We start from the raw sequence: 21,465 nt of genomic DNA, 5'->3' as shown, positions 1-21,465 counted from the left end.
AACGAAATGACTGCGACCGGTTACCATTCCGACAAGAAGCTCGGCATTGTGGTGGGGGTTGACGGTTCGCCCGCGTCGAACGCGGCAGTGGTCTGGGCAGCACGCTCAGCGGCAATGCGCAACGTGCCGCTCACCGTGATCCATGTGGTGGGCGGCGACGTGGCCACCTGGCCGCCGATGCCTTTCCCGGACAGCTGGGGAGTGTGGCAGGAAGACGAAGGCCGCAAGATCGTGGCCGCTTCGGTCAAGCTGGCCGAAGAAGCCGTCGAGACCGACCGCAAGCTCGTCGTGAAGCACAAGGTCGTTTTCGCGGCGCCGGTGCCGGCAATGATCGAAATGTCAAAGGACGCCGAGCTGATGGTTGTCGGTGCCACGGGACGGGGCGCGCTCGCCCGCGCGTTGCTGGGTTCGGTCAGCTCGAGCCTGGTGCGCCGGGCGAGTTGTCCGGTCGCGGTCATCCGGGACGAGGACCCCCTGATGCCGAACCCGCTGCGCGCGCCTGTCCTGCTGGGGGTCGACGGTTCACCGGCGTCGGAGGTCGCCACCGCGATAGCTTTTGACGAGGCATCGCGTCGCGGAGTCGAACTGATCGCGCTGCACGCCTGGAGCGACATGGAGGTCGTCGAGCTTCCGGGTCTGGACTGGACCGCGGTCAAGGCGGAGGCCGAGCGTAGCCTCGCCGAGCGTCTGGCGGGCTGGCAGGAACAGTACCCAGACGTCCGGGTTTGCCGTGTAGTGGTGTGTGACCGTCCTGCCCGGCAGCTGGTCGAGAGGTCGGAATCGGCTCAACTAACCGTCGTGGGCAGCCACGGCCGTGGCGCGGTCATGGGCGCCCTGTTGGGTTCGGTGAGCCATGCCGTCGTGAATTCCTGCCGGATGCCGGTGATTGTCGCGCGGTCGTCCTGAGACCCCCGCCGAAAGGCGCGAAAGACCCGCCACGGGTTGCCTGGGAATGATTGAAAGGCGACCCGGGGGGTTAACCAGGTCGCATGGCTGAGTTCAGAGTTATCGACCCACGCGGTGAAGTCGTCGCCACCAAAGAGATCGAGAGCGCCGAAGACGCCCACGCCTGGTTCGTCGACTCCGTCGCGGACAAGTCGGAACTGGGTTGGCGGCTGGAGGTCAACGACGACGGCGAATGGGCCTTCTTCGAAAACAGTGATAGCGCGCCCAGTTGAGCGCGCTGACCCTGCATAGAACCGGTTTCGGCCGCGCTTAGCGCACCTTGGCCGCGGCGTCGGAGTGGCTGGCGCGATCACGGGCGGCCATCAGCAGCTGGTCGAATTCGGCTTGTGAAGTAAGGCTTGGCCCGGCCGCGCGGAATTCCGTGCGGATTTGCTCGGCCAAGCGCCGCAGCTTGACGTTGGCTTCCTGTGACAGCCATTTCAGCAGGTTGAATGCCCCCGCGTCGTCGAGGTCGTAGACCAGCATCAGCATGCCCTTGGCTTGCTCAATCGTGGCGCGGTTCTCGGCGATCTCGGCAAGCTTTGCCGTGACGACCGCGTCGGGCATTTCGTGGGGGTGTGGCGTGACGTCGACGTAGAACCCGTGCGTCCCGATGACGGCGCCGTCTTCGTCGAACAGCCGGTCGCCGACCACCACAACGTGACGTGTCTTCCCGGCTTTGTCGACGATTCGGTGGCGGGTGCTGAACGCCTTGCGGTTGTTCAAGATGTCGTCGATGGTCGCCGCGACCTGGCCGCGGTCGTCGGGGTGCTTGTGCGACAGCACCAAGTCGGTGGTCGGGGTGACGCTGCCGGGTTCGTAGCCGTGCATCTGCTGGACTTGCTCGGACCATTCCCACCGCTGGTTTTCGAAGTAGAAGCGGAATGACCCCGAGCGTGTCAAGTTTTCTGTGTAAGTCGCCTGTTTGGTTTTCTTGTTAGTCGTCGAGTTATAGGTACCGCTCGATGCGGTCTGGGTAGACCAGCGAGAGTTGTTCGAGTGCCTTCTTCCAGTTGGTGACCACCTGTCCTTCCACGAGACGTCCGGGCGCTGTTCGGCAACGTTTCTGGGCGTATTTTTTGGCCCGTTCGGCGGCGCGTTTGTCCTCGATGTTGCAGATGGCCAGCCAGAGGAGTTTGACCACGGCGGCATCGTTGGGGAACTGGCCTCGGGTCTTGATGACCTTGCGCAACTGGTAGTTCAGCGATTCGATCGCGTTCGTCGTGTAAATGACCCGGCGCAACTCGGGCGCAAACGCCAGGAAGGGGGTGAACTGCTCCCACGAACGATCGAAAACCCTGGTCACCGTCGGATTTTTCTTGCCTAACTCCGACGTGGTGAACGCATCGAGTTCGGCACGGGCAGCCTCAGCATCCGCCGCGGTGTAGACCGGTTTGAGGGCTGCGGCCACGGCTTTGCGGTCGCTGTAGGACACGAACCGCAGCGCGTTGCGCAGCAGATGCACACACAGGTCTGCACGGTGGCCTGCGACCAGGTGGCCGCGATCGCCTCGGGAAAGCCGGTCAGCCCGTCGCAGCACACGATCAGCACGTCGCGAACGCCGCGATTGGCCAGATCGGCACACACTGAGGCCCAAAACGCCGCTCCTTCGTTCTGCTGGACCCAGATGCCCAGCACGTGCTTGATCCCGGCCATATCGACGCCTACGGCGATATGAGCGGCCTTGTTGCGGGTGTGGCCGCCGTCTTTGACCTTGACCACGATCGCGTCGAGGTAGACCACCGGGTAAATCGGGTCCAGCGGCCGACGCTGCCAGGCCAGGACCTCCTCGGAGATCTCATCGACGATCTTGGAGATCGTCTCGTGCGAAACATCGGTTCCGATCGTCGAGGCAAGATGAAATTGAATGTCGCGCAACGTCATTCCACCGGCGTACAGCGAGATGATCATGTCATCGAGCCCGCCGAGACGGCGGGCGCCCTTGGGCACCAGCCGTGGAGTGAACGAGCCGTCGCGATCGCGCGGCACCTCCAACGGGACGGGGCCGGCCTCGGTCTGCACCGTCTTCGGTGAGGTGCCATTGCGGGCATTGGGCAGCGCACGCCCCGCCGGGTCGCCCTTCTCATAACCCAGATGATCAGTCAGCTCAGCAGCCAGCCCACGCTCCAAGGCGAGCTTGATCAACCCTGGCAACAAACCACCCTCACCGGTCAACGCAACCTCGCCGGAATCGACCTGAGCCAGCAAATCGTCCACCACGCCCGACGCCCGAAGCGCCTCGGCCATCTCCACCGTGGACTCCACCTCACCTAGCGCCAAATCTTCGTCCTTGCCCGTCGCCATGTCCTGAGATCCTTCCGTCAGGACTTACACAGACGATCTGACACCCCCATGACCCCACCCGCTGTGGTGCACCTCCGGCCAACGCTTGTTCGACATCGGTAGCTTGGCCATCGAGATTCCAGGTCATCGCTGACCACGCCTCCTCGACTCGAGTCCACTCGGACGCTATCAACTGCCCTTGAGATGCGCAGGTTATGTTGGCGCGCGATCGGCAAAACGGCGATTCAAGATAGCGCGTCACAGAAGTGTCGGTCTAACTCCCCGACAACCCCGCACGCCGCCATCGACGCTGGTTGAATCGGCCTGGATCAGGCCGGCGGCAACCGCCCCGGAGCCGCAGCGGGCACCGGTCTGCGGTCGCCGCCGGCTAGCGACTCAGGCGTTGACCATCTCCCGCTCTGACTCCTCCCGCTCGATCACCTTGGGCTGCTCTTCCTCGTGCTCGATCACCTGGTGGTGCCCATTGCCGCGGCTGACCGAAATCTTGCGCGGCTTGGCCCGCTCGGCCACCGGAATGTGCAGGCTCAACACCCCTTCCTGGTAGGTCGCTTCGATCTTGTCGGTGTCGAGGTTGTCGCCAAGGACTAGTTGGCGGCTGAACACACCACGGGGACGCTCCGTGGCCAGCATCTCGCGGTTGGGGTCGAGGCCGGGCCGTTCGGCCTTTACGGTCACCACATTGCGCTCGATGTCGATGTCCAGAGAGTCGGCGTCGATGCCGGGCAGGTCGAACTCGACGACGAATTTGTCGCCTTCACGCCACGCGTCCATCGGCATCACGGCGGGGCGAGCCGCTGTGCCGAAGACTTGTTGCGCAAAGCGGTCGAGTTCGCGGAACGGGTCGGTACGCATCAGCATGGCGGTCACCTTTCTCTCCAATCTCTTGTCTTGGGGTAAGGATTTCCTATGTCTATCGACATAGATTTTATATAACATCATCGACAATAGAACGCAAGTATGGTAAATAGCTTTTCTGTGTGGCTAGTCAAGGAGGATCCCTGATGGTCGATCGCCCTGGCGGTAACGGTTCGCCGCCAACCGATCGTGGCGTGTATGGGATCTCGGTTGCGTCAGAACTTTCCGGCATACCCGTGCAGTCGCTGCGACTGTATGAGCGCCACGGGCTGCTGGCCCCGGCCCGTAGCGAGGGTGGAACGCGGCGCTACAGCGTCGACGACCTAGCAAGGCTGGAACGCATCAGTGCGCTCGTCGAGGCCGGAGTCAATCTGGCCGGGATCGCGCGCATTCTCAATCTTGAAGACGACAACGCCGCACTCGCGGCGGCCAATTCGTACTTGCGGTCCACCAACCGCAGCCTGCGCAACAAGGCGAAGAAGAAACCCAATCCGGAGACATCGGACTGATCGCTATGCGACCACCCGGAAGTGTTCGGCTTTCGGATCGGCAGGGTCGGGCAGTGTCATGCCCGCGTCGACACCTGATCGCAGGTAGTCGACAACGCCGTCGGTGAGGCGCTCGCCGGGTACGACGGCGGGAATGCCCGGTGGATAGGGAGTGATCTGCTCCGCGGCAATGCGCCCGCCGGCTTTGTCCGCTGGGACCATCTCGGTAGGGCCGAAGAAGGCGTCTCGTGGCAATTGCACTGTCTCGAGCTGTAATTCCGACGGTGCGGGCAGGTGGATCGGTGGTGGCTGCTCGAACCCTCGGGCCGCGTCGCGCCATTGGGCCATCGCGGTGCGCAGCCGGTCCGCGGTTTCCGCGTTGTCGGCGAAGGACATGGTGGCCAGAATCCGGCGGTGATCGCTGAGCCCGAGGTCGAGCTGGCAGTTGTTGCGTAGCCAGTCCGCGGCTTGGTATCCGGAGGTTCCGCTATCGGCGACATCCATCAGCACCTGCGTAACGTCCAGGTCGCAGGAAGCCTCCTTGCCCAGCAACTCGTCTTGGAGGACAACAACCTCGGGTATCTCGGCAAGACTCTTTCGCAACCGGCCGGCCAGTTCCAGTTCGGCGCTGAGCAGATCGTGACCATGCTCGACCATCTGGCGGCGCCAACCGTCCAAAGCGGCGTAGACCATCACGTTGGGGCTGGTGGTCATCAACAGGTCGGCGCACGAAGACAACAGGTCGGCGTCGACCAGGTCGCCCTGGAGGTGAAATACCGAGCCTTGCTCGAATCCGGCGCCCATCTTGTGGACGCTCACCACGCAGACGTCGGCTCCGGCGTCCATCGCCCAGGTCGGCAGGTCTTCGTGGAACGGCAGATGGGCGCCCCATGCCTCGTCGACGATCAGCGGCTTGCCGCGCTCGTGGCACACGTCGGCGATAGCCCCGATGTCGGCGCAGGTGCCGTATGGGCTCGGGCTGACGATCAGGGCGCCGGCCGCGTCGGGATGTTCTTCCCAGGCGGCTTTCACCTGGGCCGGTGACGGCGGGTGGGAGAAGTGGTGTTCGCTGTCCCAGCGCGGGGTGATCCAGTGCGGCTGCACGCCAGAAAAGATCAATCCCGCCACGATCGACTTGTGGCTGTCCCGGGCGACCAGCAGGCCACCCTGCGCACAGCCCGCCACGGCCATCATGGCTGCCTTGACCGAAAGCGAACTGCCGCAGGTGGAAAAGAACGCCGTGTCGGCGCCGACGGCGTGGGCCATCAGTTCCTCGGCCCGCGCCAGATACTTTCCGCTGGACCGGCGATCGTCGAGTCCATTGGTGGCCAGCAGGTCGTTGCGGAATGGGTCCTTACCCATCACCGCAAGGACTCGGGCGTCGGTGCCGGCGCCCTGGCGGTGCCCCGGTGGCGTGAACCCGTACCGGTTGCTGCGGTGATAGTCGGACAGCGCATCCAACAGGGGCGCTTGCGACTGATCCATAACGAACTAGTACCCCGCGCTCACCGGCGCAACCGCTGGGTTTTGTCGCTCTTCCCGGGCGTCGGTGTTGCGCTGGCGTGACGCTTGGCGACGGCCGCCTCGCTCGCGTGACGCTCGACGTCGATCTTTGGCAGGAATTACCCCGAAAGGCGTTGTGCGGTAAGGAGTTACGCGCTCCGATAACGTCGACGCGCGGCGGCCGCCTTCGGGCGCGCCAGCTGGAATCGATCGATGAGGCCAGAGAGCTCGTCGAGTTCGCTGCGCAGCGTCTGAAATTCGACTTCATCGGCTCCGTCGAACATGCCCATCGCGTTGTACTGGGCAAGCCGTCGCAGCCGCGCCGCCAGAGCCGCACCCCACTGCACCCTGAAGTCGTAGAGCTGGTCCTCGCTGAGACCGTCCAGCTTCTCCAGTTTGCGCAGCGCATCGATCTGGGTGGCGAGCTTTTCCAAGTCGTCAGCGACATCATCGGCGACGTTGTGCGGCGCGTGCTCCGGTATCACGTTCGTCGGGTCCTTTCTCGCCACGGCCGGTCGGCTCCCATATACCCACTCCGACCCAATTTCCACCTGGTCAACGAAACCGATCGCGCACGAATTCCCTGCCCTCGAGTCCCAGATTGCACATTGTCGAAACGGGTATCCGGCGGTGGAGCCGACGAAGGAGTGCATGTGGCTGACGTATCTGACGCTAGCGCGGAGGTGGCTGCGCGCGCACAACAGGAAGCCGACGAATATCGCGGCGACAATCCCCGCCCGTTGGGCGGCTATCTGGTGGTGATGGGCGCCTACGGCGCACTCCTTGCGCTGGCCGCAGTACTGGCGGCGGTCACCGGACGTAGGTTGCCGGAAGGTTGGCGCATTCAAGACCTGTTCACGGTGACGGCTGGCGCACACAAACTTTCGCGCACTCTGTCCAAGGGCGCGGTGACCAGCCCGCTGCGCGCACCGTTTACCCGCTACTCGGGCACGGGCGGTCCGGCCGAGGTCATGGAGGAGTCCCGGGAAACAAGCGACTTACGGCATAGCGTGGGGGAGTTGCTCACCTGCCCGTTCTGCCTCGATGTCTGGGTAACCACGGCATTCGTCATCGGGTTGGTCTTCGTTCCCAGATTCACCCGTCTGGTAGCCGGCGGCTTCACCGCACTGACCGGGGCCGACTTCCTTCACCTTGCTTACGCGAAGGCTCAGCAAGCGGTGGAGGGCTAGCACACCGAGAGAGGTTCCTCATGCCCAAGACGACGAAGCGCGGCGCCGCGAAGAAGGACGAGTTGCCCAGCACGCTGCGACGCTCCAGCGCCAAGGCGCAGCGCACGTTCGCCAAGGCGCACGACGCGGCCGCCGAACAATACGGCACCGAGGAGCGGGCTCACCGGGTGGCGTACGCCGCGGTCAAGCACAGCTTTGAAAAGGTGGGCGATCACTGGGAAGCCAAAGAGGAAAAGGGCCCGTCCGACGAGCGCGCCGAACGGGGCGGGCTGGAAAACCCGCTGCCGTCGGAAGAGGGAGTGGATGCCAATGCGAGTAAAAAGCATCTGCTGGACATAGCGCGCCGGCTCGACGTCTCTGGTCGGTCAAAGATGACCAAGCCCGAACTCGTCGAGGCGATCAAGAAACACAATCGTCGCGCCCAACGTCGCTGAGGATTGCGAATCATGGCTGGCGCCAAACCGTCGGCACAGGCCGGGGGCGCGGCCCGCTACGTGCCCGAACACCATGATCTGCGTTCACTGGAGAACGCGGCCACCAGCTGCCGCGGCTGTGACCTGTACAAAGACGCCACCCAAACCGTATTCGGCCACGGTGGAGGCGATGCGCCGCTCATGCTGGTCGGTGAGCAGCCGGGCGATCGTGAAGACCAAGAAGGACTTCCGTTCGTCGGCCCCGCCGGTCGACTGCTCGCCAGTGCCCTCGAGGATGCCAGCATCGATCCTGGTTTGACCTATCAGACCAATGCCGTCAAGCACTTCAAGTTCAACCGATCGGGGAAGCGACGAATCCACCAGACCCCCCGACGCATCGAGGTCGTCGCCTGTCAACCCTGGTTGTTGGCCGAGATCGAGGCGGTACAACCGGAGGTGATCGTGTGCCTGGGGGCTACCGCCGCAAAATCTCTGCTGGGCAGTTCATTTCGCGTCACCGCGCACCGGGGCGAACGGCTGGAGTGGCCGAAAGACATCGTTGTCGACCTGGATCCGCAGCCGTTCGTGGTGGCCACCTTGCATCCTTCGGCGCTGTTGCGCGATCGCAGTGACCGTCGCCGGGCGAATTACGAGTCGTTTGTCGACGACTTGCGCGGCGCGGTAGCCATCCTGAAATAGCCGAAACAGACAGTGCGGCAAGAAATTAGATCACTGTCGACGGCGGTGCCGTCCCCAGCGTGCCGTTGCGATGGCACTGGCCATAGTGGCTCCGGAGATCAGGGCCCGCGCGTGGCGCGTCACCCAGGCTTGGGCGCATGCGCTGCCGCTGTCGACTCGATATTGCTTGCGGCGCGGATGGTCCAACGCATGTACAACCCCTTCGGCGGCAACCTCGAGGGGGCATGCCGGTGCGACGGCCGGCAACAGACAGAGCGTCACATGAACGTGACTGCGCTCGTGGAGCAACTCGCTTCGAACCGATTCCGTGAAGCCGTTGATCGCATGCCCGACGCCGCAGTCGGCGGATTGCAGCGTCCCACGACCGCCGGGCGCCGAGGCTACCTGCACGATTACGCCGGAATCACGTGGGCGCATCCGGTTGAGCGAGGCCATGGTGCCGTGCACGTAGCCCAGGTAGCTCACCTCGGTCACCCGGCGGTATCGGTCCGCTTCGATGGCGGTAAAGGGCGCGAACAGCGAGGTGAGGGTGACGTTGATCCACGCATCAATGGGTCCGAACTGCTCCTCGACCTGGCTGGCCGCTCGCTCCACCGCCGCGAAGTCGGAGACGTCAGTGGGAATCGCCAGCGCCTCTCCGCCGGCGGCGCGTACCTCGGCCGCCGCCGCCTCCAGGCCGGCCTGCCCGCGCGCCAGCAAGCCCAGGTATGTCCCCCGCCGCGCCAGCAGACGGGCCGTGGCTCGGCCGATCCCCGCGCTCGCGCCGGTGACCACCGCTACCTGCGCGGTCTCATTCGGGGCTCGATGGAAACCCGCCTCCGGCCAGCCGCGACCGAAGCGCCGAAGGCTTTCGCTCAGTTGCGCCGTCGCTTCTTCGATTTGGCCGAAATGTACGTACTTGTCGCGCTCAAAGGCAGCCATCAGCCCTCCCCCAGGTGACGGTCTCGACCCGACTACCCCCCGCGAGAGCTGATAAACCTCCCGCACGTATTTTCTGCCCGGTCACTGTGCGCACTGTGGCCCGCAAATCTTGTGCGGTGGGGGCCGCTTCCCGCACATTCGGCGCCATCGCTGGGCGCGCCATGCGCTTTCTGCGACTCAGGTTTCGGCCCTCGGTACCTGGGTAGTCGAGACAAATGAGCGTGCAGAACCCACAGACCGCTGAGCTGGCTCACGAGACGTCGGGTGGTCGGACGCGACAGGACGAGGATTCCGGCCGCACCCGCCGCGCCATCGTCAACTGGGTGTTGGCCTTACTGACGGTGCCCGCGGCAATTCTGGTCGTGGTCTTTGCGATCGGTGCGGCCATGAGTATGGCCGGCTGTAGCGCACCGGCCTGCCCCGGCATGGGACCCAGTGGTTTCGTCTACGGGGTGCTGCTTTACGGCGCTCCGGTGATTTCCGTACTGACCCTCGTCATCTCGATCTTCACCGCTTTCCGGCGGTACGGGTTCATTGTCCCGGTGATTGCGCTGGCACTGCTCCTGGCTGACTTCGCGACTATAGCGGCGCTTTTCTAGTCCCAGCGATAGGCGAAATTCATTGTCCGCCAACCGAGAATCGGTGTACCGACCCGCTGTGCTTTTCGATGTCGACGGAACGCTGGTCGATTCGAATTATCTGCATGTCCATGCTTGGCAGCGCGCCTTCGCCGAGGTCGGAATCGACGTCGAGACGTGGCGCATCCACCGGTCCATCGGCATGGATGGGTCCACGTTGGTCAAGTCATTGTCCGGCAACGCATCCGAGGACAAACGGAAGCGGCTGAAGGACTTGCACTCTCGTTACTACAAAGAGGCGGCACCGCTGTTGCGCGCGCTGCCTGGGGCGCGAACCCTGTTGCAGCGCGTAGCCGACCTCGGCCTCCAGGTGGTACTCGCGACGTCGGCTCCCGAAGACGAATTGTCGTTGTTGCGGGAAGTGCTCGACAGCGAGGACCTCATCGCCGCGGTGACATCGGACGACGACGTCGATACCGCGAAGCCAAAACCCGACATCGTCGAGGTCGCGTTGCGCCGGGCCGAAGTGTCCGCCGAACATGCGGTTTTCGTTGGCGATGCCGTCTGGGACGCTGAAGCATGTGTTCGAGCCGGCGTGACCTGCATCGGGTTGCTCAGCGGGGGTGTCGCCCGGGATGAGCTCAAGATGGCCGGTGTTGCAGCCATTTTCGAAAATGCGGGCGAGTTGGCCGAACACCTCGCCGAGACCCTGATCGCGCAGCTGGCCTCGAGGGTCGCCAGCTAAATCCAAACCCAATAGCAACAAAGCGAATGGGCCCAGTCCGTTGTGGACCAGGCCCATTCGTTTGAATATGACGTTACTGGTTGGCCTTCTGGCGCTCCTCAGCGGCGTCGGCGCCACCGCGGGCGGCCTCGGCTTCGGCTTCCTTCTTCGCAGCGTCGCGCTGCGCGTCAGCCTTGTCCTGCTGGGCCTGGCCCTCGCGCTTGACGTCGTCACGGCCCGCTACGGCGCCAATGACTTCCTTTGCCTTGCCCTTAACGCCCTCGACGACGCCTTCGACGCCCTCTTGCGGGCCACTCTTGTCAGCCATCAGTTCCTCCTGTGGTCACTTTTGCTTATATGGCGACCTTGCGCACGCTGGACGCGCTCAGCCAACAGGGCCGAACATGCGTTGTCCGAAATCCCCCTGCAGTGTTAGGGGTTTCCGGCCAGCGGCAGACTCAAACATGTGGCTTCCGTCACCAGGAGTTCTGCCGGCGGACGTCTCATCAGTTCCGTCAGGTTTTTCGGTGCGGCAAGAATTCCTGCGCCTTGACTTTCACGCCTTCTTTGATCATGGCGAAAGAGTCCTCGTCACCCTTCAAGACCGCGCCGGCGGCGCTCTTAATCTGATCGAAGGTCGCGTGCGGTGGTACTGGCGGAACGTTCGGGTCGCAGTGCACATCCAGCACCGTGGGTCGGTCCGCTGCGAGGCCCTGCTCCCAGGCCGACGAAATCTGCTCAGGGTCGGTCACCGTCACCGCGCCAAGTCCGAGGCTGGCCGCGAATCCGGCGTAGTCCACGTCGGGCAACGTCTGGGACTCAGCGAATTTCGGTGCGCCGCCCATGGCCCGCATCTCCCACGTCACCTGATTGAGGTCATTGTTGTGCAGCACCGCGATCACCATTCGCGGGTCCGCCCACTGCTTGTAGTAATGCGCGATGGTGATCAGTTCGGCCAACCCGTTCATCTGCATGGCTCCGTCCCCGGCGAAGGCGATGACCGGGCGGTTCGGGTGGGCGAACTTCGCGCCGATGCCGTAAGGAACGGCCGGGCCCATGGTGGCCAACGTGCCTGACAATGAGCCGCGCATGTTGCCGCGGAACTTCAGTTGGCGGGCATACCAATTCGCGGCCGATCCGGAGTCAGCGGTGACAATCGCGTTGTCGGGCAGCTTCGGTGACAGCTCGCCGAACAGCCGCAGCGGGTTGATCGGATCCGCGGACACATCTGCAACCATGGCCATGGTTTCCCACCATCGCGCCACGTTGTGTTCCACCGTCTCACGCCACGACCGGTCGGACTTGCGTTGCAGCAACGGCAACAATGCGCGGAGCGTGGAGGCGGCGTCGCCGACGAGGTTGACCTCGTTGGGGTAGCGCATGCCGATCAGCGCCGGGTCGACGTCGATTTGCACACCGCGGGCCGAACCGTACGGCGGCAGGAACTGTGAGTAGGGGAAACTCGACCCGATGGTCAGCAGGGTGTCGCAGTCGCGCATCAGTTCGTAGCTGGGCCGTGTGCCCAGTAGACCGATGGCTCCGGTGACCCACGGTAGCTCGTCGGACAAAACATCCTTGCCCAGCAACGCTTTCGCCACGCCCGCACCCAGCACGTCGGCAATCTCGGTGACCTCGGCGACGGCACCGCGTGCACCGCATCCGATGAGCATCGCCACCCGCCGGCCGGCATTGAGCACCTCGGCGGCGCGCTGCAAGCCGTCACGCGACGGTTCCACGGTGGCCTGTTCGAATCCGAGGCTGGAGGGGACCATCTTGAATTCGTGGGTGGGGGCAGAGTATTTCAGCTCCTGCACGTCGTTAGGGATGATGAGCGTGGTCGGCGTCCGCCTGGTCAAAGCCGTCCGGATCGCGCGGTCCAACACGTTGGGCAACTGTTCGGGCACGGTAACCATCTGGACGTAGTCGCTGGCCACGTCCTTGAACAAGCTCAGCAGGTCGACTTCCTGCTGATAGGAGCCGCCCATCGCGCTGCGGCTGGTCTGCCCGACGATCGCCAGAACCGGTACCCGGTCAAGTTTGGCGTCGTAGAGGCCGTTGAGCAGATGAATCGCACCCGGGCCGGATGTCGCGGCACATACCCCAAGGCGGCCACTGAATTTCGCATAGCCGACCGCTTCGAACGCGGACATTTCCTCGTGGCGCGCCTGGATGAACATCGGTTTGTTGTCGGCGCGGCCCCACGCGGCGAGTAGCCCGTTGATGCCGTCGCCGGGGTAGCCGAAGACCTTGGTGACCCCCCAGTCCCGCAGGCGTTCCAACAGATAATCGCCGACCTCAGCCACCATTGTTCACCCTTCCCGTCGTCGGCCGTTCGGGACGGGTTACCCACTCGTGCCGCGCTTAGACGCTGTGCAGGGGGGCGGGGCAGGGTGCCTGTAGGTGGTTGACGGTCCATGCCTGCAGCGCCGCCGGGTCCCGCGCGGTTCGCATGACCGTCCGATCGGGACGTACCAGCGCGGCTTGGGCGCGCCCTCGCCTCAGCCAGTTCGCGAGGTCACCGCCCGGGACGGCGGTGAGTACCGCGAGGCCACGCCGACGGAGCGCCGTGTGGTTGGCGTAGGACAGGGGAGTGGCGGTGACGAACAGGAAGTCCGCGCCCACCACGTCGTCGAGTCGTCGCCCGCTCGGCATGATCGGGTTCGGGCAGAGCGTGCCGGGTAGCCGGGAAAGAAAACTGCGTGTCACCAGCGCGCAGGCGCGCAACCTCGGTGTGGTCGAATCGACCACCTTCTCGCGCAGGCCGGGAATCAGGCGCAGTCGCGGCAGCACCAGATGGCGGGCCACGTTGCCCGGACGGCCGCCGCCCGTCATCGCCCGCCCCATGTTGAGTGCCAATCGAATCAGCGAGCGGGTATGCGGTTTGCGCTCCTGCTCATAGGTGTCGAGGACATCAGGGGCAAGCGCGCCGCTGTGCACTGCGGCAACTTTCCAAGCGAGATTCATCGCGTCGCGTACGCCGGCACCCATGCCTTGCCCGATGAATGGCGGCGTGAGGTGTGCCGCGTCGCCGAGGATGAACATGTTGCCCCGGCGCCATCGGTCGGCTATCTGCGCGCGGAAGGTGTACTCCGCCACCCGCAGCAGCGTCAACTCGCTGATCGGGACACCGGTGGTCCACGGCGCGATGAGCGGGTGCAGTGTGGTGATGGTGTCGAAGTCGGCGCTGTTCTCGCCGGGCAGCAGTTGAAACTCCCAGCGATATCGTGACTTCCCGATGCGCATGTAGGTGCCGGCACGTACCGGATCGCAGACCTGGTACACACCGTCCCACTGGTGTAGGTCGGCATCGGTGGCCACATCGACGACCAACCAGCGTTGCGCGAAGTGCAAATCCCGCATGGTGGAACCCATTCGGCTGCGCACCGTGCTGTTTGCGCCGTCGCAACCAAGGACATATTCGGCGTCGACCTGGTGAACCCGGCCGTCGGAACGGTCTGTGAAAGTGACGCGCACAAAGCCATCGCCGACGGGTGAGATATCGGTGACGTCGGCGCCGCCGCGCAGTTCAGCGCACGGGAAGCGGTTGAGGTTCGCCCGGAGCAGGGACTCCAGTTCCGGCTGGTCGAACATGTTGGCCTGGGGGAAGCCGTGCACCCCCACGCCGGGGTCCCGGCGGAACTCGCCCAGCACGCGAAATCGCTTGTCCAGCAAACGGAGGCCAAGAGTGGGCCGGGATATCGCGGCGAACTCGCCGGCAATGCCGAGGCGTGCGAGGATGCGGTAGACCTCGTCGTCCAGGTGGACGGCTCGGGGTTTTTGGTAGACGCCAGGCCATCGTTCGAGGATCAGGCAGTCGACACCGTACTGGGCCAGCAGCGTGGCGGCGGTGATCCCCGTCGGTCCGGCGCCGACGATGACGACGGGGATGCGCGGGATCCGGTCTGCGTTCACGCGTACCGCACCGTGGTGCGCTGGGTGCCGAGATCGATGGCGCCGTCGTCGGTAGCCACCGACGCCTCGACCACGTCGCCGTTTTGCAGGTACTTCGGATTGCCGGCCTGTCGTTTGAAGAACGCCTTCCATTTGACCGCGGGTGGCAGCAGGTTTGCGATGATCTCCAACGGCTTGGGCGGGGCGCTGAGCGCGGTGCCCACCGGGGTTCCGGTGAGGATGAGATCGCCCGGTGCGAGCTCCTGGAATTGGGTGAGCGACTGCAGCGCTTGCAGTGGCCGGTAGATCATGTCGCCCTCAACCAGCGCGTTCTGTCGCTCTTCGCCGTTAACGCTCAGACGCAGTCGCAGCTCTCCGAATCGATTGAGCTCATCGGCGTTGAGTAGCAACAGCTTCGGTCCGACCGGTGTGAAGGTGGGATAGGACTTCGCTTCGTAGAACTGCGTCTGCGGTAGTTGAATGTCGCGCGCCGAGACGTCGTTGGTGACCACAATGCCCGCCACGAAGTCGGCCAGGTTGGCGTCGGTGATGTTGGTGCCGACCGGAATTGCACGCCCGATCACCAACCCGATCTCGACCTCGTAGTCGAGCAGTTGGACGTGGGCGGGTTTGACGATGTCGTCGAACGGGCCGCTGATCGATGCGGAAGCCTTGCGAAAAAAGGTCAAGGGGATCGACGCGGGGTCCATGCCCGCGTCCTTGACGTGTGATTCGAAGTTGGTCATTTGAGCAATGACCCGGCATGGCCGGGTCAAAGGGGAAATGAGATCCAAGCTGTCGACAGGCACCGTATCTCTGCCATCCGGGGTCCCCGAGGCGGCCTGCACTGCGGTCTCGACCGCGGACCGGTCACCGAGCAGCTCACCCGTGCTGGTCGCTGAGGTGGCGATTTTCGTTGCGCCGGCGGCGGTTTCGACCCACCAGTCATCGGCGGTATGAAGCACGGAAACTGTCATGAGGTGGGCACCTTCAGTAGGCCGATCAGGCGACGTATGTCGAACTCGTTGTCTTGGCGAAGCGCGCGGATCATCGAAACCACTTCATGCCAAGCTGATTTCGGATCGGTGCCCAGAAAGTCCCGGGTGGCCGGCGGACCCCACTGGGCCAACCCGGAGGCGGTCAAGGGCGCCCAGCCCGGCTCGACGGTGCTGTCGAACATGTCGCCGTCGGTGTAGTGCTCCACCATGAACCCGTCGGGGTCGCGCCAGTAGTCGAAGATCTGACTGCCCTGAATGTGCCTGCCGATTCCCCAGGAGTGAAAATAACCCCGCTCCTTGAGGTATTCGCCGCCGGCGGCCAACGCGTCGAGGTCACTGACCTGATACGCCGAGTGCAGGTAGCGGTTGACCGGCCCCAGCGCCATTGCCAGCGTGTGGTGATCGGCTGGTGTCGCCCCTCGGTCGCAACGGATGAAGCTCATGGTCGGGCCGCGTTCGCGCTGCCCGGGGAAGAACTGAAAATCGCTGACGATCATGCCCAGGTTGTCCAGGTACCAGTTCAGTGCTTGACGGTATTTCGTCGACTGCAGCACCAGGTGGCCCAGGCGTTGCACCCGTGCGGGCACTCGTGGGGGGCGTTGGGTTGCGTTGGCCCGCCGTAAGTCTTGGCCGAAGTTGAAGACGTGCGGATGTTGCCCCGGCAACGCCGGTAGTTCGTGCATGCCGGCGACCACCCGCACCGGGATGCCGCTGGGGTCCACCAGATCGACCGCTAGGCCGCCGATGGCCTCGGGCAGCGGGCGGGCGGTCCTGCCCGACTTGTCGGCCAAGCGCAGCACGTCGACTTCGTCACAAGCGCGGAACGCCGCCGCGACGAACCGGGTTTGTTGTCCGCGGCGCACGATGACGCACGGCGCACCGGCGTCGGTCCCGCGCAACAGAAGTCCGTCGGGGCTGCGCTGTGCCGTCTGAAATCCGAAGGCGCGCGCGAAGGCTTCGGTGCGGGCCAGGTCCGGTTTCTCGAATTCCAGCCACGCGATGTCGGCGACCTTGATGATCGGGTTTCGGGATCGGCCGGGGTGTTCCCCGGGTAAGGCTCCCTTTTCGCTGTGCAGGTCTTTGTGTGCGTCCGCCGCGCGGGTAGCCATCAGTGGTTTCATCGCCATCTTTCGAAGTAACTGACGAAATCGTCACATGGTGGAGACGATCTGGTCAAGAGTTTCTGACGAATTCTCAGAAGTGATGCATACTTACAACATGGCGTCGACTGATCTTGCTTCTGGTCTTGATTCCGGTCCTGCCTCTGCCCCTACGCGCCTGGAGCGCCGCAAGCAGCGAACCCGCGCGGCCCTGGTCAAGGCCGCACAGCGGTTGATCGCCGAAGGCAAGACCAATGTGCCGGTACTCGAGATCACCCAGGCCGCCGACGTCGGCATGGGCTCGTTCTACAACCATTTCGAGAGCAAGGAAGAGCTGTTCGCGGCCGCCGTCGCCGACGTACTCGACGCACACGGCGCATTGCTGGACCGGCTCACCGCATCGATCGAAGATCCCGCCGAGATATTCGCCGCCAGCTTCCGGCTAACCGGCCGACTATTTCGCAGCAAGCCGCAAGAGAGCGAGATCCTGTTGGCCAACGGACCGGCCTTGCTGTCATCGGACTTCGGTCTGGCGCCGCGGGCACTGCGCGACATCAAGGCCGGCGCCGCCGCGGGGCGCTTCAAGCTTGACGATCCGGAACTCGCCCTGGCCGTCGCCGGCGGTGCGCTGCTCGGACTGGGCACGCTATTACGAGGAGACCCGCACCGCGACGGGGCGGCGGCCGTCGACGCCGTCTGCGAAAACGTGTTGCAACTGCTCGGACTCGACGCCGACGAGGCTCGCGCCGTATGTCAACGCCCCCTGCCGGACCTCGTTCCGGAGCACGAGGATCAGCCGTAACCGGCGTCGCCCGTGCCCTAGACGTGCGGTCAGATGCCGTGTAAACCTACGGACACGCCTGGCTAGCGCACCGATAGCTCAAAACACCGAAAGGTACTGGCTATGCCCTCAGTTACCACCAGTGACGGCGTCGAGATCTATTACAAAGACTGGGGTTCGGGCCAACCCATTGTGTTCAGTCATGGGTGGCCCCTGTCGTCGGACGATTGGGACCCACAGCTGTTGTTCTTCTTGCAGCATGGCTACCGCGTGGTCGCCCACGACCGGCGCGGACACGGCCGTTCCAGTCAGGTCCCCGACGGTCACGACATGGACCACTACGCCGACGACTTGGCAGCGGTGGTGGAACATCTGGATCTGCATGACGCGGTACACATCGGTCACTCCACCGGGGGCGGCGAGGTGGTGCATTATCTAGCTCGCCACGGCGAAAGTCGTGCCGCCAAAGCCGTTCTCATCAGCGCGGTGCCTCCGCTCATGGTCAAGACCGAGGCCAATCCGCTTGGGCTGCCGAAAGAGTTTTTCGACGATCTGCAAGCACAACTGGCGGCCAACCGTTCCGTCTTCTACCGGTCACTCTCGTCGGGACCCTTCTACGGGTTCAACCGGCCCGGCGTCGAGTCGTCCGAAGCCATCATCGCCAACTGGTGGCGCCAGGGCATGACGGGTGACGCCAAGGCGCACTACGACGGAATCGTCGCCTTTTCACAGACGGATTTCACCGAGGACCTCAAGAAGGTGACGGTACCGACGCTGGTCATGCACAGCGAAGATGACCAGATCGTGCCGTACCAGGCTGCCGGACCCCGGTCCGCGGAACTGTTGCCGAACGGAATCCTGAAGACCTACAAGGACTTTCCGCACGGCATGATTACCACCCAGGCCGAGACGATCAACGCCGACATCCTGGAGTTCCTCACGTCGTGACGGCCGTGCGGGCCTTCGCCGGCTTCATTGCTACCAGGAGAATGCCCGCGGCGAACACCACCGCGGTGATCCACGGGAAGCGACCGTTCGGGGCGAAACCCAGTGCGGACACGTAGCCGAGGCCGTAGGCGGCCATCAGGGTTCCGGTTACCAGGATGGGTTCGGTCCAGCGATCGGTGAGCGGCACGCCGAATGTCGGAAGCGGGGCTGCGGCGACGCGCCGCAGCCACCACAGCAGTGCCAGTTCGAGCGCGGCCACGATGGCGAGGATCACCACCCACTGCAACCGCGCCAGCCACCACTGCGCCGTGCCCTGGGGCGGTTGCGGCAGCAGCCCGCTCGGGTAGCCGATGATCGCCACGAGGACGACGGGCAGCATGTGCCACAGGTACAGGGCCATCACATTGTTGTTGGCCACGGACAGCACTCGCTGCAGCAGTCGGGGGCGCAGTGCCCGGTTGAGTGCGGGTGCGAGCGTCATCGCAAGCCCGGCCTGCGCACACCCGAATGCCAGCAACGCCATCGATGGGGGCGTGGTGTTGTCCACCGTCTGGCCGGGGACGCCGATCATGCTGATCGGGTAAGGACCCGGACCGATCAGCAACGCCAACGCCACCGCCGAGACTGCGGCCAGCACGGCGGACTTGCGGGCGGTAAACGCCCCTTCGTGCCAGGCGATTCCGAGTTGGTGAAACGTCCCCCAGCACAGCACCTGGTTCAGCCACCCGATCCAGGAGATATGGGTGCCGTGGGAGATGAGGTCGACGGCAATGACTGACAGCGCCAACACCACGAGCAGCATCAGGCCCCAACGTCGCTGTGCGGCAACCGCAACGGGCGTCAGGGACACCACGAGGACGTAGACGGAGAGAAACCACAGATGCATGGCGACAGCCCAGCCCGCGTATTCCAGCACTGAACCGGCGACGCCGCTGGCCTGTAGGGCCACCACCACGAGCGACACCAGGCCGACATACACCGCGGTCGGACCGAGCACACGCGCCAGTCGCCGCCGCAGCCACTCTTGGCGCGGGGTGCCGTCCTGGTGGTAGCGGTGGTTCCAGGATAGGGCGCCCGCGTATCCGGCCACCAGAAAGAACACGGGGACCGCCTGCAACGGCCACGTCAGCCATTGCGTCCAGGGCTGGTCGACGAGTGGGTTCTGGCGACCGAAATATCCGTCACGATAGGTAACCACGCCGGCCGCCCAGTGGCCGAGCACGATCAGCAGCACACCCGAGGCGCGGTAGTAGTCGACGGCGAGATTGCGCGCTGGGGCACGCGCCGGGGCACCGGCGGCGGGAGACGTCTTGGGCTGGTCCATCGACTGCGAGGGTAGCCCCGCGGTGGCGATGGTGCAGGATCGGCATCATGACCCTGTTGACATCGGAGTTGATCTGGGACCAGCACGCCTGTTTGCCGCTGCAACTCGGTACCGATGTCGATCCGCTCGCCCGGTTCCGGCGACCGGGAGGCACCTTCGTCTCGGTGAATGCCGGGTACTCCCCGCACAGCTTCAGCGACACGGTGGCACTGTTGCGACACTTTCGGTACGCGGTGGCTGCCCATCCCGACATGGAGCTGGCGGACGATATCGACGACATTGCGGCGATCACCGGGGCCGGCCGCATCGCGGTGGTCTTCGACCTCGAAGACGCCAATCCGATCGAGGACAACCTCGACAACGTGGCCGCGCTCGCCGACCTCGGTGTGCGCACCCTGCTACCCACCTACAACCACGCCAACCGCGCCGGCAGCGGCTGCCTCGACGCCGATGACGGCGGTCTCACGTCGTGGGGCAGGTCGGTCGTCGCCGAGCTGAACAGGGTTGGCATCGTGCCCGACGGATCGCACTGCAGCGCCCGAACCGGGCTCGACCTGTGTGAAATCTCCTCCGGCCCGGTCATTTACAGTCATTCCTGTATGCGTGCGGTGTGGGACCATCCCCGCAACATCACCGACGACCAGGCGCGGGCCTGCGCTGCCACCGGGGGAGTGGTCGGCATCACCGGCGTCGGCATCTTCCTCGGTCCCAACACCCCCACCCTCGACGCGATGATGCGCCACCTCGACTATGCCGTCGACCTCGTCGGCATCGACCACGTCGGCATCAGTTCCGACTTTTCCTTCGACTACGCGGACTTCGTCGACGAGCTCACTCGAAACCCGCAGCTATTCGACGAGAGCTATACCCGGTGGGGCCCGATTCAGTGGATGCCGCCGGAAATCGTGCTGACTATCGGCGAGTACCTCGGAGAGCACGGCTGGAGCGACGACCACATCCGCGCCGTCGTCGGCGGCAATTTCTATCGCGTGGCCCAGCAGGCATGGCGGGGCGCTAGCGACCGGAAAAGCGACCGCGATTAGAGCTTGCGCACAAGTGCTGCCGTGCGCACGTCGTCGTTGACAACGAAGTGGATGCGGACGGCGTCTTTTACCCGCTCGGAGTGGATGGTCACTGTTTCGCCGTGTTTGATGGGGCTGCGGTACTCGAGCACCGCGCGGTACGGCGCGCGCTCGAGTTCGGGTAACTGGCCGAGTATTTCGTGCACACCGTGCCAGTAGATCGTGTTGTTGACATGTGCCATGGGGTCGATGTCGGTGCGGCGCAGCGGGAATGGCGTCACGGCGCCGTCCTGGACCGGTTCGGTGAGCCAGGGACGCCATTTGAGCCGGTGGTTGTCGGTGGTGCTGCCGAAACGCGCGATGCAGTCGTCGGTGAGGCGGGACGGCGTCAGGGTGTCTTTGTTGACGCACAGCCAGAAGCCCTCGGTTTCGATCCGTCCGCCGTCCGAGCCTTCGAGTTGCACGCGCATGTTGCACCATCGCGTGGACAGTGCCGCACACCAGCGGCGGAAGGTGATGTCGCTGGGCAACTCGATCGGTTTGATCACGTCGATCACGGTGCGCAGCACTATCCAGTGGGGATGGACCTCCGCGAGGCCCGCATCAGCGAGATGCTCGGCGCCCGCCTCCTGGATGTAACGTGCTACACCGTCGAGGCGCAGTCTCATGTGTTCGTCGATGTCCGATGTGGCCACCCGCCAAGCCGTTTGGAAGACGTATCCGGCATCGGGCAGCTCGGCGAGCGGTGTGTCCAACTCTGGAACTTCGGCCATGGCGTCTC

Annotated in this window: 23 protein-coding genes and 1 pseudogene; 11 read left to right on the top strand and 13 right to left on the bottom strand. The window is 64.4% G+C overall.

Going from position 1 to position 21,465, the window contains the following annotated elements; all coding sequences use genetic code 11:
• Positions 1-6 precede the first annotated feature (6 nt).
• Positions 7-906 carry a universal stress protein gene (locus tag G6N68_RS14835; protein ID WP_163713523.1) on the top strand — a complete coding sequence of 300 codons (900 nt, stop codon included), beginning with the start codon at positions 7-9 and terminating at the stop codon, positions 904-906.
• Between the two features lie 83 nt (positions 907-989).
• A complete protein-coding gene (locus G6N68_RS14830; RefSeq protein ID WP_163713520.1) occupies positions 990-1,178 on the top strand; it encodes a hypothetical protein in 189 nt (62 codons plus the stop codon).
• Positions 1,179-1,215: 37 nt separating this feature from the next.
• Here G6N68_RS14830 and G6N68_RS14825 read toward each other — a convergent pair whose 3' ends face one another.
• The 3 genes and pseudogenes from G6N68_RS14825 to G6N68_RS14815 form a co-directional block, all read right to left on the bottom strand.
• Positions 1,216-1,848, bottom strand: coding sequence for a PAS and ANTAR domain-containing protein (locus tag G6N68_RS14825; RefSeq protein WP_240355482.1), 633 nt, complete (start codon positions 1,846-1,848; stop codon positions 1,216-1,218).
• A 46-nt stretch (positions 1,849-1,894) separates the two neighbouring features.
• Positions 1,895-3,249: pseudogene (locus G6N68_RS14820) on the bottom strand (IS256 family transposase).
• A gap of 375 nt (positions 3,250-3,624) precedes the next feature.
• Positions 3,625-4,107: an Hsp20/alpha crystallin family protein gene (locus tag G6N68_RS14815; RefSeq protein WP_163713516.1), complete on the bottom strand. Its 483-nt coding sequence runs from the start codon at positions 4,105-4,107 to the stop codon at positions 3,625-3,627.
• Positions 4,108-4,250: 143 nt separating this feature from the next.
• Here G6N68_RS14815 and G6N68_RS14810 point away from each other — a divergent pair, with 143 nt between their 5' ends.
• Positions 4,251-4,613, top strand: a complete 363-nt coding sequence (locus G6N68_RS14810) for a MerR family transcriptional regulator (protein WP_163713513.1) — start codon at positions 4,251-4,253, stop codon at positions 4,611-4,613.
• 3 nt (positions 4,614-4,616) lie between these two features.
• On the opposite strand, the gene G6N68_RS14805 is transcribed toward G6N68_RS14810, so the two are convergent.
• Positions 4,617-6,077, bottom strand: coding sequence for an aminotransferase class I/II-fold pyridoxal phosphate-dependent enzyme (locus G6N68_RS14805; RefSeq protein ID WP_163713510.1), 1,461 nt, complete (start codon positions 6,075-6,077; stop codon positions 4,617-4,619).
• A gap of 167 nt (positions 6,078-6,244) precedes the next feature.
• The gene (locus G6N68_RS14800; protein WP_163713507.1) at positions 6,245-6,604 is read right to left on the bottom strand and encodes a hypothetical protein; all 360 of its coding nucleotides are present in this window, start codon (positions 6,602-6,604) and stop codon (positions 6,245-6,247) included.
• A gap of 144 nt (positions 6,605-6,748) precedes the next feature.
• On the opposite strand from G6N68_RS14800, the gene G6N68_RS14795 reads away from it, so the two are divergent.
• Genes G6N68_RS14795 through G6N68_RS14785 form a run of 3 tightly spaced genes read left to right on the top strand, consistent with a single transcriptional unit; the run spans position 6,749 to position 8,397 of the window.
• Positions 6,749-7,285 (top strand): DUF1360 domain-containing protein, encoded by a 537-nt coding sequence (locus G6N68_RS14795; protein WP_163713504.1) that lies wholly within the window; start codon positions 6,749-6,751, stop codon positions 7,283-7,285.
• Between the two features lie 20 nt (positions 7,286-7,305).
• Complete coding sequence (locus tag G6N68_RS14790; RefSeq protein ID WP_163713501.1) at positions 7,306-7,719, top strand: ChaB family protein; 414 nt, start codon at positions 7,306-7,308, stop codon at positions 7,717-7,719.
• Positions 7,720-7,731: 12 nt separating this feature from the next.
• Complete coding sequence (locus tag G6N68_RS14785; RefSeq protein ID WP_163713498.1) at positions 7,732-8,397, top strand: UdgX family uracil-DNA binding protein; 666 nt, start codon at positions 7,732-7,734, stop codon at positions 8,395-8,397.
• Between the two features lie 30 nt (positions 8,398-8,427).
• On the opposite strand, the gene G6N68_RS14780 is transcribed toward G6N68_RS14785, so the two are convergent.
• Positions 8,428-9,171: an SDR family NAD(P)-dependent oxidoreductase gene (locus tag G6N68_RS14780; RefSeq protein WP_240355757.1), complete on the bottom strand. Its 744-nt coding sequence runs from the start codon at positions 9,169-9,171 to the stop codon at positions 8,428-8,430.
• Between the two features lie 362 nt (positions 9,172-9,533).
• Here G6N68_RS14780 and G6N68_RS14775 point away from each other — a divergent pair, with 362 nt between their 5' ends.
• Positions 9,534-9,917: a hypothetical protein gene (locus G6N68_RS14775; RefSeq protein ID WP_240355481.1), complete on the top strand. Its 384-nt coding sequence runs from the start codon at positions 9,534-9,536 to the stop codon at positions 9,915-9,917.
• A 22-nt stretch (positions 9,918-9,939) separates the two neighbouring features.
• The gene (locus G6N68_RS14770) at positions 9,940-10,641 is read left to right on the top strand and encodes an HAD family hydrolase (RefSeq protein ID WP_240355480.1); all 702 of its coding nucleotides are present in this window, start codon (positions 9,940-9,942) and stop codon (positions 10,639-10,641) included.
• A 73-nt stretch (positions 10,642-10,714) separates the two neighbouring features.
• On the opposite strand, the gene mbp1 is transcribed toward G6N68_RS14770, so the two are convergent.
• From mbp1 to G6N68_RS14745, 5 genes are all read right to left on the bottom strand, one after another.
• The gene (gene mbp1, locus G6N68_RS14765) at positions 10,715-10,948 is read right to left on the bottom strand and encodes a microaggregate-binding protein 1 (protein ID WP_163713492.1); all 234 of its coding nucleotides are present in this window, start codon (positions 10,946-10,948) and stop codon (positions 10,715-10,717) included.
• 187 nt (positions 10,949-11,135) lie between these two features.
• On the bottom strand, positions 11,136-12,926 hold the full coding sequence (locus tag G6N68_RS14760) for a thiamine pyrophosphate-requiring protein (RefSeq protein WP_163713489.1): 1,791 nt from the start codon (positions 12,924-12,926) through the stop codon (positions 11,136-11,138).
• 55 nt (positions 12,927-12,981) lie between these two features.
• Positions 12,982-14,532 carry a bifunctional 3-(3-hydroxy-phenyl)propionate/3-hydroxycinnamic acid hydroxylase MhpA gene (mhpA, locus tag G6N68_RS14755; RefSeq protein WP_240355479.1) on the bottom strand — a complete coding sequence of 517 codons (1,551 nt, stop codon included), beginning with the start codon at positions 14,530-14,532 and terminating at the stop codon, positions 12,982-12,984.
• Positions 14,529-15,488 (bottom strand): fumarylacetoacetate hydrolase family protein, encoded by a 960-nt coding sequence (locus tag G6N68_RS14750; RefSeq protein WP_163713486.1) that lies wholly within the window; start codon positions 15,486-15,488, stop codon positions 14,529-14,531. Before G6N68_RS14750 ends, mhpA begins: the two co-directional genes overlap by 4 nt.
• Positions 15,485-16,618, bottom strand: a complete 1,134-nt coding sequence (locus G6N68_RS14745) for a VOC family protein (RefSeq protein ID WP_205351342.1) — start codon at positions 16,616-16,618, stop codon at positions 15,485-15,487. Before G6N68_RS14745 ends, G6N68_RS14750 begins: the two co-directional genes overlap by 4 nt.
• A gap of 109 nt (positions 16,619-16,727) precedes the next feature.
• Here G6N68_RS14745 and G6N68_RS14740 point away from each other — a divergent pair, with 109 nt between their 5' ends.
• Positions 16,728-17,411 (top strand): TetR/AcrR family transcriptional regulator, encoded by a 684-nt coding sequence (locus tag G6N68_RS14740; RefSeq protein ID WP_163713479.1) that lies wholly within the window; start codon positions 16,728-16,730, stop codon positions 17,409-17,411.
• 102 nt (positions 17,412-17,513) lie between these two features.
• Positions 17,514-18,338, top strand: coding sequence for an alpha/beta fold hydrolase (locus tag G6N68_RS14735; protein ID WP_163713476.1), 825 nt, complete (start codon positions 17,514-17,516; stop codon positions 18,336-18,338).
• Here G6N68_RS14735 and G6N68_RS14730 read toward each other — a convergent pair.
• Positions 18,328-19,662, bottom strand: coding sequence for an acyltransferase family protein (locus G6N68_RS14730; RefSeq protein ID WP_163713473.1), 1,335 nt, complete (start codon positions 19,660-19,662; stop codon positions 18,328-18,330). The genes G6N68_RS14735 and G6N68_RS14730 overlap by 11 nt on opposite strands.
• Before the next feature lie 47 nt (positions 19,663-19,709).
• Between G6N68_RS14730 and G6N68_RS14725 the strand changes: the two genes are divergently transcribed.
• Positions 19,710-20,705: a dipeptidase gene (locus tag G6N68_RS14725; protein ID WP_163713470.1), complete on the top strand. Its 996-nt coding sequence runs from the start codon at positions 19,710-19,712 to the stop codon at positions 20,703-20,705.
• Here G6N68_RS14725 and G6N68_RS14720 read toward each other — a convergent pair.
• Complete coding sequence (locus tag G6N68_RS14720) at positions 20,702-21,457, bottom strand: acyl-[acyl-carrier-protein] thioesterase (protein ID WP_163713467.1); 756 nt, start codon at positions 21,455-21,457, stop codon at positions 20,702-20,704. The two genes, G6N68_RS14725 and G6N68_RS14720, sit on opposite strands and share 4 nt — an antisense overlap.
• Positions 21,458-21,465: the final 8 nt, after the last annotated feature.

This window comes from Mycobacterium bourgelatii (assembly GCF_010723575.1).
GTDB classification, from domain to species: Bacteria; Actinomycetota; Actinomycetes; order Mycobacteriales; family Mycobacteriaceae; genus Mycobacterium; species Mycobacterium bourgelatii.
Note: the sequence above shows the minus strand (reverse complement) of the source record. Positions and strands in the feature narration are given on the sequence as shown.